General features: G+C 58.2%; 13 protein-coding genes. 5 read left to right on the top strand and 8 right to left on the bottom strand.

Going from position 1 to position 11705, the window contains the following annotated elements:
- The first annotated feature begins 54 nt into the window (after window positions 1–54).
- From IE087_RS08225 to IE087_RS08215, 3 genes are all read left to right on the top strand, one after another.
- Window positions 55–888 (top strand): MBL fold metallo-hydrolase, encoded by an 834-nt coding sequence (locus IE087_RS08225; protein WP_189368829.1) that lies wholly within the window; start codon window positions 55–57, stop codon window positions 886–888.
- A 68-nt stretch (window positions 889–956) separates the two neighbouring features.
- A complete protein-coding gene (locus IE087_RS08220; RefSeq protein ID WP_189368828.1) occupies window positions 957–2378 on the top strand; it encodes an FAD-binding oxidoreductase in 1422 nt (473 codons plus the stop codon).
- A 73-nt stretch (window positions 2379–2451) separates the two neighbouring features.
- Window positions 2452–3150, top strand: coding sequence for an SGNH/GDSL hydrolase family protein (locus IE087_RS08215; RefSeq protein ID WP_189368827.1), 699 nt, complete (start codon window positions 2452–2454; stop codon window positions 3148–3150).
- Between the two features lie 82 nt (window positions 3151–3232).
- On the opposite strand, the gene IE087_RS08210 is transcribed toward IE087_RS08215, so the two are convergent.
- The 4 genes from IE087_RS08210 to IE087_RS08195 form a co-directional block, all read right to left on the bottom strand.
- Window positions 3233–3763, bottom strand: coding sequence for an adenine phosphoribosyltransferase (locus IE087_RS08210; RefSeq protein ID WP_189368826.1), 531 nt, complete (start codon window positions 3761–3763; stop codon window positions 3233–3235).
- On the bottom strand, window positions 3760–4392 hold the full coding sequence (locus tag IE087_RS08205) for a LysE family translocator (protein WP_189368825.1): 633 nt from the start codon (window positions 4390–4392) through the stop codon (window positions 3760–3762). The genes IE087_RS08210 and IE087_RS08205 overlap by 4 nt, the downstream gene beginning before the upstream one ends.
- Before the next feature lie 16 nt (window positions 4393–4408).
- Window positions 4409–5281 carry an S-methyl-5'-thioadenosine phosphorylase gene (locus tag IE087_RS08200; RefSeq protein WP_189368824.1) on the bottom strand — a complete coding sequence of 291 codons (873 nt, stop codon included), beginning with the start codon at window positions 5279–5281 and terminating at the stop codon, window positions 4409–4411.
- Window positions 5282–5422: 141 nt separating this feature from the next.
- Window positions 5423–6982, bottom strand: a complete 1560-nt coding sequence (locus IE087_RS08195) for a hypothetical protein (protein WP_189368823.1) — start codon at window positions 6980–6982, stop codon at window positions 5423–5425.
- A 205-nt stretch (window positions 6983–7187) separates the two neighbouring features.
- On the opposite strand from IE087_RS08195, the gene IE087_RS08190 reads away from it, so the two are divergent.
- Window positions 7188–8813, top strand: coding sequence for a SulP family inorganic anion transporter (locus IE087_RS08190; RefSeq protein ID WP_189368822.1), 1626 nt, complete (start codon window positions 7188–7190; stop codon window positions 8811–8813).
- Window positions 8814–8884: 71 nt separating this feature from the next.
- On the opposite strand, the gene IE087_RS08185 is transcribed toward IE087_RS08190, so the two are convergent.
- The gene (locus IE087_RS08185; protein ID WP_189368821.1) at window positions 8885–9070 is read right to left on the bottom strand and encodes a hypothetical protein; all 186 of its coding nucleotides are present in this window, start codon (window positions 9068–9070) and stop codon (window positions 8885–8887) included.
- 281 nt (window positions 9071–9351) lie between these two features.
- On the opposite strand from IE087_RS08185, the gene IE087_RS08180 reads away from it, so the two are divergent.
- Window positions 9352–9600 (top strand): hypothetical protein, encoded by a 249-nt coding sequence (locus IE087_RS08180; protein ID WP_189368820.1) that lies wholly within the window; start codon window positions 9352–9354, stop codon window positions 9598–9600.
- A gap of 50 nt (window positions 9601–9650) precedes the next feature.
- Here IE087_RS08180 and IE087_RS08175 read toward each other — a convergent pair whose 3' ends face one another.
- Genes IE087_RS08175 through IE087_RS08165 form a run of 3 tightly spaced genes read right to left on the bottom strand, consistent with a single transcriptional unit; the run spans window position 9651 to window position 11700 of the window.
- Window positions 9651–10472: a class I SAM-dependent methyltransferase gene (locus IE087_RS08175; RefSeq protein WP_189368819.1), complete on the bottom strand. Its 822-nt coding sequence runs from the start codon at window positions 10470–10472 to the stop codon at window positions 9651–9653.
- Window positions 10466–11098, bottom strand: coding sequence for a CatB-related O-acetyltransferase (locus tag IE087_RS08170; protein ID WP_189368818.1), 633 nt, complete (start codon window positions 11096–11098; stop codon window positions 10466–10468). Before IE087_RS08170 ends, IE087_RS08175 begins: the two co-directional genes overlap by 7 nt.
- Window positions 11095–11700: a flavin reductase family protein gene (locus IE087_RS08165; protein ID WP_189368817.1), complete on the bottom strand. Its 606-nt coding sequence runs from the start codon at window positions 11698–11700 to the stop codon at window positions 11095–11097. Before IE087_RS08165 ends, IE087_RS08170 begins: the two co-directional genes overlap by 4 nt.
- Between the last annotated feature and the right edge of the window lie 5 nt (window positions 11701–11705).

Raw genomic sequence — 11705 nt, 5'->3', positions numbered from 1 at the left:
CCGGAACGCCTCCAAGGTTTTGCAAAAACCGTCGCACGCACTAACCTGATAGGCATGCGCTTTCTATTCCTTGCTTTCGCTTTGCTGCTCCTGCCCGTGACAGCCGCCGCACAAGAGGTTCGAACGCCGAGCCACTGTATCGCCCTGGCGGATCAGATCGACGGCGCACGATACATTCAGCAGGCCAGCTACACTGTCGAGGTTGCCCCCGAAACGGTGCGCATCCACTATATCGCCCACGCGTCTTTCCTGATCCGCACTGCCGGTGGTTTGAACATGGTCACCGATTTCACTGGCTTTGTCGGCAACGTGCCGATGATTCCGGATGTTGTGACCATGAACCATGCGCATGAAACGCATTGGACCGCGTTTCCAGACCCGGCCATTCCCCATGTTCTGCCCGGCTGGGGGGAGGAGTTTGGCCAAGGCATCAGCCACCGTGTCGATCTCGGGGAGGTGCTTGTGCGCAATGTCTCGACTGACATCCGCTCGCAATGGTCCGGGGTCGAAGAGAACGGAAACTCGATTTTCATTTTCGAGGCGGCCGGCCTTTGCATCGGGCATCTCGGCCATTTGCATCACGAACCCAGTGCGGAACAATACGCGGCCATCGGACGTCTGGATGTTGTCATGGCTGCGGTTGATGGCGGCATGACCGTGGATTTGCCAACGATGATGCGCATCGTTTCGCGGCTCAAATCCTCGATCGTGATCCCGATGCACTGGTTCGGGGAGTTCACATTGGATGCCTTCTTGACCGGCATGCGCGCCGAATTCCAGGTGGTTGACGTGGGTGGTCCGTCTCTTGATGTGTCGATTGATCGGTTGCCCGCGCGTCCCACGATCATGGTATTGCGTCCCGAATGGCTGCGCGAGGATGGCGAATAATGGTGCCTTTCACGTTGTGAGTGTCGCCGGTTTCTGGCACCAAACACGGGCAGTGGCGGGGGGCATTTATGCTGAATTCATTGACAGCGAACCGGGCGGATAAGATCCGTGCGATCTTGCCCGAAAATCGCTTTGCCGATGCCGATGCAGCGCATCTGAAAGAGCCGCGCGGGCGTTATGTCGGTCAGGCTGGATTGCTGGCCTTGCCCCGAAGCACAGATGAAGTGGCCCAACTGGTATCAATGGCCTCGGACATGCGTGTGCCGGTTGTGCCGTATGGAGGCGGTACAGGTCTTGTAGGCGGTCAGGTGGTGGAGGATGGACCTGTTCCCTTGATCCTGTCACTTGAGAAAATGACGGCCATCCGTGCCACATACTCCGAGGAAAACGTGCTGATTGCGGAGGCGGGCGTCATTCTGGCTGATGTGCAGGAGGCTGCGGAGCGGGTGGACCGTTTGTTCCCGTTGTCGCTTGCAGCCGAAGGATCGGCGCGGATTGGTGGGAACCTCAGCACCAACGCCGGGGGAACTGGCGTGCTGCGTTATGGCAATGCGCGCGACTTGTGTTTGGGTGTTGAGGCCGTATTGCCGAGCGGCCAGATTTATCACGGTCTGAGCCGTCTGCGTAAAGACAACACGGGCTATGATCTGCGGCACCTTTTGATCGGTGCCGAGGGGACGTTGGGTGTGATCACCGCCGCAGCCCTTAAACTGTCACCACGCCCTGCGGCGGCGGGAACGGCCTTGGTACAGGTCGCTTCTCCGGCGGCTGCGCTGTCCTTGCTGTCTCTCGTGCGAGATCATGTCGGGGAGGGCGTCTCCGCATTTGAGTTGATCCATTCGCAGGGCTTTGCCTTTCTGAATGAAACCTTGCCTCAAGTCCGCAACCCTTGGACAGAGACACCGGAATGGTCCGTGTTGATCGAGTTGGGTCTTTCGCGTGGTCAAGATCCGACCGCGGCGTTGGAGGAGATTTTCGTGGCGGCGTCAAAGGCGGGTTTTGTACAAGACGGCATGATTGCCCAAAGTGCGCAGCAGGCAAACGACTTCTGGACAATCCGGGAGAGCATCCCGGAAGCCAATCGCCGCATTGGGTCCGTCAGTTCGCACGACATTTCAGTGCCCTTGGGGGCGCTCGCAGACTTCATTGCCGAATGTGGTCGGGGTATTGCCCGGCTTGGCAGCTTCCGCATTAACTGCTTCGGGCACGTTGGTGATGGCAACCTGCATTACAACGTCTTTCCGGTCCCGGGTAAAAGCCGCGCGGACCATGAGGCAGAACGCCCGGAAATCAAACGGGTTGTCCATGAGTTGGTACATGAAATGGGTGGTTCGGTCAGCGCTGAGCACGGTGTTGGTCGTTTGAAAGTCGAAGACCTGGAGCGATACAGTGATCCAGCGAAGTTGACGGCCATGCGCGCCATTAAGGATGCACTCGACCCCCATGGGATTATGAATCCCGGTGCAGTTTTACGGGCGCGGCAGGCGTGATGTCGTCGGGCGGCTCTGTTTCGAAGGCTGCGCCTCCGAAAGGCGCCCGCCCACCGACCCTGCGGGGTTTTTGATGGCGAAGTTATCGACTTTGGCTCTTGTGCCGATACTGGTACCGCAAGCGATATGGGTTGCATGGCGCGCCGTTCGGCTTCCGGAAGCGGATGGACCCCGGACCGGTGTTGCCGGGGCAGGGCCAGAACACCGTCTTTTGATTGCCGGCGATTCCTCGGCCGCAGGTGTGGGGGTGGCAGATCAGGACACCGCATTGTCTGGCCGGCTGGTGGCGCGTTTGTCAGAAACATCCAACGTCAATTGGGCCGTTGTGGCCAAGTCCGGCTGGACAAGCCGTCAGCTGCTTCAGGCGCTTGAGCTGCTTCCGCCGGCACGGGTTGAGACAGTCGTGATTGCAGTAGGTGTGAATGACGTCAAGAACGGCGTGCGTCTTGCTCAGTGGGTCCAGACCTATGGTGCTATCCTTGATACATTGCAGACCAAGCATGAGGCGCGTCGCATCGTTGCGTCAGGCGTGCCGCCGCTTGGCGCGTTTCCGTTGTTGCCTTCGCCTTTGCGACACGTTTTGGGCGACCGGGCGTTGCGGTTCGACACGGCCTTGTCCGCGTTGTGCGCGCAGCGTGAGGCCGTCATTCACCTGCCATTCGACCGTCCTTTGGACCCAAGCGACATGGCACGGGACGGGTTTCATCCTGGACCTGCGATCTATGACGCTTGGGCCGAGGCTGTGGCCGGAGCGATGACACCTTCATCTTAGCGGTCATCTGCAGCCCGGCCGTGCCGTGAGGTGTCGGAAAGCTTGCCAACGCGCCGGGACTTTCCGGAAGTCAGGTCCCTCGCTACTCGCCGTCAAAAGCGCAAAGTGCGTGCACGTCCATACCCATCGCCTCAAGACGGGCGCGTCCACCCAGATCGGGCAGGTCGATCACAAACGCGCAGGACACGATTTCGCCTCCCAAACGCTCTACAAGTTTGATCCCGGCCTCTGCGGTACCTCCTGTTGCGAGCAGATCGTCAACCAGCAGGATCTTCTCTCCGGCTTTGATCGCGTCGTCATGCACTTCGACAATCGCCTCGCCGTATTCTAAGGTGTAAGCCTCGGAAATCGTTGCACCGGGCAGCTTCCCTTTCTTTCGGATCGGGACAAAGCCAATCGAAAGCTGGTGCGCAATGGCCCCGCCAAGTATGAAGCCACGCGCTTCAAGGCCCACCACCTTGTCGATCTCGAGCCCGGCATAAGGATGCAGCATCTGGTCCACCGCGATGCGAAACCCGCGTGGGTCGGCAAAAAGGGTGGTCACATCGCGGAACATGATCCCTTCATGGGGGAAGTCGACGATGGTGCGGATGTAATCCTGAACGGTCTTCATGTGGCTCTCCGAAGGGTGGCGGTCAGCAGGCCCATGCCCACAAGGGTGGTCCCGCCCGCGCGGGTCAACCACATCTGAACAGTTGGACGGGTGATGCGGCTGCGCATGGCGTTGGCGGCCAGCGCAAAGATCAGGGCGTTGACGCCCGCGATGCCCACGAACGTGGCGATCAAGATCGCGGCCTGTGGGGCGAAAGATGTTGTGGGGTCAATGAATTGTGGGACAAAAGCCACGAAGAAAGTATTGGATTTCGGGTTCAGCGCTGTGACCGTTGTGAGATCGCGAAAGACGCGCTCGGCGCTCTGGCCACCGGGTTTGCTCATCCGCGACGTCGCGGAGGGTGTCCGCGCGCTGAGCAACATGCGAATGCCCAAATAGACAAGGTAAACAGCGCCCACCCATTTCAACACGGTGAATGCCAGCGCTGACGTCAGGAACAGGGCGCCCAGACCGATTACGGACAGGGTCATGGCGATCAAGTCGCCGGTGGCCACGCCAAGCGCGGATGCGATGGCAACCCTACGCCCTTGGGTCATCGCATAGCTCAGCACCATCATGAGCGTTGGACCGGGGATGACCAGCAGGGCGGTGGAGGCGACAACGAAGGTCAGCCAAAGGTCAAATGGCATCGTGAATTCCTTTGCGTTAAAGCACCCGGCCCGCAACAGCGTCTAGCTTGGCCACCACATCAGGATCGCGGGCATCGGGCGATGTGAGGATTGCAAATTCCAGTGCGCGGTCGCAGCCATGGGGGCAGGGGGCGCGGTCCGTACCCAACAGGGTGGGGAGGCGTTTGACAAGCGCGCGGCCCTTGTCTGCATTTCCCATAAGCGTTTGAATAATCTGGGTAACGTCGACCTCTCCGTGATCGGGATGCCAGCTGTCGTAATCGGTGATCATGGCGATAGAGGCGTAGCAAAGCTCGGCTTCCCGGGCGAGTTTGGCCTCGGGCATGTTGGTCATGCCGATCACGTCCGCGCCCCAGCTTTCCCGGTACATTTTCGACTCGGCGAGGGTCGAAAACTGCGGCCCCTCCATTGCAAGATATGTGCCACCCCGGTGCACATTGATCCCGGCGTCTTTTGCCGCGGTTTCGCAGGCATCGGACAGGCGCGGACAGGTGGGATGGGCAACCGAAACATGGGCAACACAGCCTGTGCCAAAGAACGATTTCTCACGGGCAAAAGTCCGGTCAATGAATTGATCTACAATGACAAAATCGCCCGGCGCCATTCCTTCGCGAAACGATCCGCAGGCCGAAACCGAGATCACATCCGTTACCCCCAATCGCTTCAGCGCATCGATATTGGCGCGGTATGGGACGGTGGTGGGAGAGTGCACATGACCGCGCCCATGTCGTGGCAGAAACGCCATGCTGACACCGTCCAAAGTGCCTGTCAGGATCTGATCCGAGGGCGCGCCCCACGGCGTGTCGACCTGCACCCATTCGGCCCCCTCCAACCCGTCGATATCGTAGATGCCGGAGCCGCCGATCACGGCGATTTTGGTCTGGGTCATTGTGGTCTCTCTTGCCGGAACAGAAGAAAATTTTGGGGCCAAAACAGGCTGTCACCACCCGTACACCAGCCGTACACCACGCGTACACCCCCCATGCGCCACCACCGTGCGCAGAGGTGTCGAAGGGGGCAACCGGTGCTGTCATTCGCGACGGATGATTCCCGTGATGGCGGCGGCGCCCAAGGCGGTGACGATCCAGCCCGCGCCGGTCATGACCCAACGCCACCAATACATAAAACGACCCCAATCGTTCCGGGTCGTGGATGGTGCCCAAGCGTCTGTTTGGCCAAAGTCGATGATCGGAATGACTACATCGATGGCATAAGCGAAGGCTCCAAAGGTCTCCCAATCCTGACCTGGGGCGCTGTCGGAAGACCAAACCTCGGCCGGGTTTTCGTGGTGCAACAGGTTGATCCAGGTTGGGGATATCTGGATGACCGCTGAATTGGGTGCAAAGCTTCCTTCCGACCATGTTTTACTCGCAGGCACCCATGTCAAAAGGATCAGAGTGATGAGCGCGACGAGGCTGCGGAATGGATGGTGCCCGTATCCGACGATTGCCATCTGCGGCAGATCTGCAAACACAAAGTGCACGGGCGTCCATAAATACATGAATAACTCGCGCAGCGGCTTGCCTTCCATGCGTGCACGAAGTCGTCTCCGATAGTCTCTGCGCAATAGCCTTTCGCGCGTGGCCAGGATGTTTCTCGCCTCATAGTCGTTGCCGGTGGACGCAAGGACACTTGCGAGCTGGGTGTAAGGCTGCGGAAAGAACGTTGTCTCGAAGCTTGCACCCTTGGCAAGCCAGGCCCGGCGCTGCCTTACGTCCTTGCTTGTCTTGGTGCCGACCAACCGCTGGTAAACAAAACCATCGAGATGCAGTTCAGCCTGATCCTCCCATTTGCTCAGATCATCGGCCAGGTCGCCAACGCGGGCCGAAATCAGGTCCACCTTACCGATGCAGTCTGTTGGTCGCCAAATAAAACTGCCGTGGACAACCATGCGATGCCCAAACAACGCGGTCGAGGATGGTCCGGCGTCGAACCGGGTATCTGTACATTGCAATTGTCCGTCAATCTGAATGCCGGCAAGGGCAACGCCACCATGGATATTGGCAGTGTAAAGGTTTACGTCGCCCCGAATTAGGGCGCTTTGCGCGTTGATGGCCCAGTGGGAGTCTGCGTGGATCGTGGCGTTGGAGCAGTCCAATGATCCGGTGACCTTGATGTTTTCCAATTCAAGCGCAGCATGGACCGTTTCATTGGGGGAATTGAACTGTGTACGCTGCAGAAACAAGTTGCCGTCGATGTTCGCCCCATTTGCCTTGAGGGCAACCATGCTGCTCCCTTCGAGGTTCAAGGCATCACAGGTAAAGTTCTGGGCAAGGATCGTTTGCTCAAACGTGCAATTCTTAAGCTTTAGAAGGCCATTGGCTTCGGTGTGGCTCAGATTGAGTTCACCGGTGATGTACGCGCCCTGCAATCTGACGCCCCAGGCCGCCACTTTGCAATTCTTGCTGCCTCCAAGAACGAGATATCTCAGCACCTCGGCGCGAACCAACCGGTACTTGCTTGGGACGAACGGTCGCTTTCCGTTTCCTAAGGTGCAAGGTTCCCCGTTCTTGCACGCGTCGATCAATTCGATTTCGGCAAATGTCGGTTCAAGGGACTTGATGCCCGAATAAGTGCGGATAATGGCCATAGGTGTCTCATCAAATAATAGGTTATTTTACCCAGCACCTGACGCCAAATAAAGTCAGTTTGTGCATACCCAGAAATACCGTGCCTTCTCGGCATAACCTGTTATGTGCTGCAAACATAACAGACCCGCGTTTGGTGCAATGGTTATTAACCCGCTGATGGTTTAGATGCCACCGATCGCGTTTCCACGAGCAGACGGATTCCAAATGGCCTTTCTTGACAACCTCAACACCAAGACCCGCTTTGGTGATTTTTCCATCGCGCCCGGTGACACGCAACTGACCCCGGGACAGATCAAGACTGACCTTCTGTCTGGCCTGACCGTAGCGCTGGCGCTGGTGCCCGAGGCGGTGGCCTTTGCCTTTGTCGCAGGGGTGCACCCACTTGTTGGTCTCTATGCGGCGTTCATGGTTGGTTTGATCACCGCGATCTTCGGCGGGCGTCCGGGTATGATTTCCGGCGCGACCGGCGCGTTGGCCGTCGTCATGGTCGCATTGGTGGCGCAGCATGGGGTTGAGTATCTGTTTGCGACGGTCATCCTCATGGGGCTTTTGCAGATTTTTGCGGGTGTGATGCAGTGGGGCAAGTTTATCCGCCTTGTGCCGCACCCGGTGATGCTGGGGTTTGTAAATGGCCTCGCCATCGTGATTTTCCTTGCCCAGCTGACGCAATTCAAGGTGCCGGGTAGTGCCGAGGCGTCCGGACATGGCATGGCTGGCGGCGACTGGCTGTCCGGCATGCCGCTTTACATGATGCTGGGGCTTGTTGCCCTGACCATGGCGATCATATGGCTGGCGCCGCGCGTGACCCGCGCCATTCCGGCCCCTCTGGCGGGGATCGGGATTGTTGCTGCCATCGTGATTGCCTTTGGTCTGGATGTGCCGCGTGTCGGTGACCTTGCATCGATCGAAGGCGGGTTGCCTCCGTTCCATATTCCGATGGTGCCTCTGACATGGGAAACGCTTGAAATCATTCTGCCCTACGCTGTGATCCTTGCCGCGATTGGCCTGATCGAAAGCTTGCTGACCCTGAACCTGGTTGGCGATTTAACCGGCCAGCGGGGCGGTGCGAGCCAAGAATGCATTGCACAGGGTGTCGCCAATACGGCGACTGGTTTCTTCGGCGGTATGGGTGGCTGTGCAATGATCGGTCAGTCGATGATCAACGTGAAATCCGGAGGCCGCACACGCATTGCCGGCGTTGCAGCCGCGTTGTTCCTGCTTGCCTTTATCCTTGTTGGTTCGTCCATCATCGAGCTTATCCCGCTGGCTGCCCTGGTCGGTGTGATGTTCATGGTTGTGATCGGGACATTCGCGTGGAACAGCCTCAAGATCCTGCGCAAGGTGCCGCTGACGGATGCCTTTGTCATCGTTCTGGTGACCGTTGTGACCGTCATGGAAGACCTTGCAGTTGCCGTCGTCGTTGGTGTGATCGTGTCAGCGCTGGCTTATGCGTGGAACAATGCGCGCCGCATTCACGCCAAGACTTATGCCACCCCCGAGGGCGCGCGTGTGTATCAGGTGCAGGGTCCGCTGTTCTTTGGGTCGGCAACCGGCTTCATTGAGATGTTCAAGGTCGACAGCGACCCGCGCGAGGTCATCATTGATTTTGCCGACAGCCGTGTTGTCGATCAGTCCGCCCTGCAAGCGATTGAGGCGGTGGCCGGCAAGTATCAAGAGGCTGGGAAGCGGGTCCAGTTGCGCCACCTGACGCATGACTGTCACAAGCTGCTGACCAAGGCCGGTCACCTGATCGTCGACAGTGATGATGACCCGGACTACGAGATTGCGACGGATTATGGCGTACGCACGGGTATTCTAGGCGGACACTAACGTCTGTATCTGGGGATCGGGCCGGTGTTATCCGGCCCGTGCCACGTGTGTTGGGAACGCTGTAGTGTTCCCTAGTCGGTGATGACACCAACACCGGCGCCTACAACGGCCCCTTCGACGCAGCGTCCATTGGCAAGTACTTCCCCTGCTGCACAGCCGATTGCGCCGCCAACGACCGCGCGTTCAAGCGTGCTGTCGCCGCAGGCTGCAAGCGTCGTCGTGGCTGCCACAGCAGCGAGGGCTAAAAATTTACGCATGGGCTGAACTCCTGAGCCTAATTTATGTTTCGCTAGGCTAGCATGCGGTTTTGAGAGGCTCGAAACGATAACGCCTTTGCCACGCAATTGCGCGCCAAATCGCCTATCGGCAACGTATTGTCATGCCGCCTTTGACACCAAAACCTCTCGTTGATTGCCGGCCTGATCACTTTCCTAATGCGTGCATGATTTGACTTCAGCCAATCGCAGTTGGACCTGTGCAACATCCCAGGTGTGAGAACAGTGAAACGCGAAGGGATTGGGGGCAGCGAGTATGGCGCATGAAGGTGGGGGCGGGCATGCATGGCTGTTTTGTGTGTGGTCTCGCCTTCAACGATGTCCTATCTCTGCATGCGCCTTTCGCAGGCTGGGCAGAACATCAGGCAAAGGGCGTGCCGCCGGAAAAAGCACTGCTGACGATGCTGGCAATTACCCTGCTCAACGAGTTTTTTCCCGTAGGGCATTTCAATATCCTGTTGCCGCCTAGCGAGATCTTGATCGCATTGACGGCGGGCGGTGCGACGCATTGAAAAAATGTGCGCCATAGCTGCCAAAGGGGCCATGGTCCGTTGGCGAACTGCTAAGGATTTCGCATCTTGGCCAGTTGGAACCGTATGGCAAAGATGACGCGGCGTGCCAGCGACCAGCGGTTCAGCCGTACTGTTTCGGAAAACAGATTTGCCAGACCAATCCCATTGTTGGTCTGAATCATGGTATGAAAGCGGTCGCGTGTGCGCCGAGAAATCGACGGACGCGCTGTCCACGGCATACACAGCGCATTTGCCGCAACTTCGGACCATGTTTCATCGGGCATGTTGAGATCGATGTAGAACATGTTCCATCCATTGGCGGGATGGGCGTGGCGGAATTTCTCTGGAGTTTCGTTAAACAGGGCCCGCGGGCCTGTGCCCCGAAACCAAAGATGTCGGCGAAATAGCTGCAGGTCATGGTGCAGCACGATGCGCGGTCCCGTCAGATGCGCGGCCACTGCCAGTGTATCAAGCGTTGGCCAGGGATGCGCATGATCGGCATCAACAAAGGCCATGTCCCATGGTCCATCAACCGTGCTCAGATCGAGTGAGGATTTGCCAGTTTCGATGTGGACTTTAACGGCGTCACCCGAATAAATCTCCGAGGCAAGATAACCCACGGGTTTGCTGTGATCCCCGAAGAACCGGGTGTCCGTATCGAGCGTCGTGACGTGATTGCCGCCAGCGTCCTCCGTGAACCGGGCAATGAACCCGGTGGTGAGGCCCGATGCGGTTCCGATTTCAAGGAAACGTTTCGGTTTGAAACGGTGGATCGTGGATTGAAGAAACAGAAGTTCATCGGGCGTAGTGGTGCCAAATCCAGGTTGCACATGTGCCGCGTGAAGGTCTTGTATTTCTTCGAGTGTTAACATTTGCTAAGTGCCTCAATATCATTGGCCAAGAGGGCCGGTACAGCGGCGGCAATGCGATCTACGGGCCAGTGCCACCAGACAAGGTCGTTCAACATCGCGATATCAGAGTCACAAAAGCGCATCTTGATCACCTGTGCCGGGTTGCCTGCGACAATTGCATAGTCGGGTATATTGCCCCGCACCACGGCACCTGCGCCCACGATGACGCCGTTTCCGATGCGCGCACCGGGACAAATGATGGCACCATACCCGATCCACACGTCATGTCCGATCACCGTGTCCCGAGTGTCCGGCTGATAGGTACCAATCTGCGCGGGATCGAAGACAGGAAAAGGGAAGGTGGTTACTCCGTCAAAGGCGTGATTGGCGCCCGAGGTGATAAATCTCACACCATGCGCGATCTGACAGAACCGACCGATCTGCAGCTTTTCAGGGCCATAGCCAAACAGGTAGGGCGCAAGATGCGAAGCCCAGTCAGCAACAGGCGCAAAATCCGACGCATAAGAGTAATCCCCGACAGACCAACCTGGATGGTTGATCACGCGGTTCAAGAAGACGGTGCCCTTATGATCGGACCCGTCGGGTAGTGTGATGGGATAGGCGCGCCCCGCGTCGGGAAAGGTCATTCGCCGGGCCGTTTCAGGCTGAACTTCTCGCGCACGACAGAATAGTCGCGATATCCCAACCGGGTGAGCGGATTGTATTGCAGCACGTCAAAGATGCCATCGACGATGCAATCGTCGCGCAGGTGCACGCCCACGACTTCGCCGAAGACGACATAGTTTGCCTCCCCCTCGATCTTGGTGATTTGCGTCATGCGGCATTCAAGTGAGGCCGGGGAGGTCGCGACACGGGCGCAATTGATCTCGGAACAGTCTGCCTTGTCGATCTCAGCCAGCGCAAATTCGTCCGTCTCTGCCGACCACTCGCCGGATGTCTGGTTCATGGCATCCTTCATCGTGTATTCCACCACGTTCACGCAGAATACGCCCGTGTCGCGGATGTTGGCGACGCTGTCCTTGGTGCCATCGCGGTCAGGCTTGGTGCTGGTCGAGGCGAACATGACTTGTGGCGGGACATAGGCCACGCCGTTGAAGAAGGAATAGGGGGCCAGGTTGTCGGATCCATCGCTGCCCCGGGTCGAAATCCAGCCGATGGGGCGGGGTGTGACGATGGCGTTGAAGGGGTTATGGGGTAGGCCGTGGCCATCGGCGGGGCGGTAGAACATGTGGG

Source organism: Tateyamaria omphalii, from assembly GCF_014651375.1.
In the GTDB taxonomy this organism is placed as follows: domain Bacteria; phylum Pseudomonadota; class Alphaproteobacteria; order Rhodobacterales; family Rhodobacteraceae; genus Tateyamaria; species Tateyamaria omphalii.
Note: the sequence above shows the minus strand (reverse complement) of the source record. Positions and strands in the feature narration are given on the sequence as shown.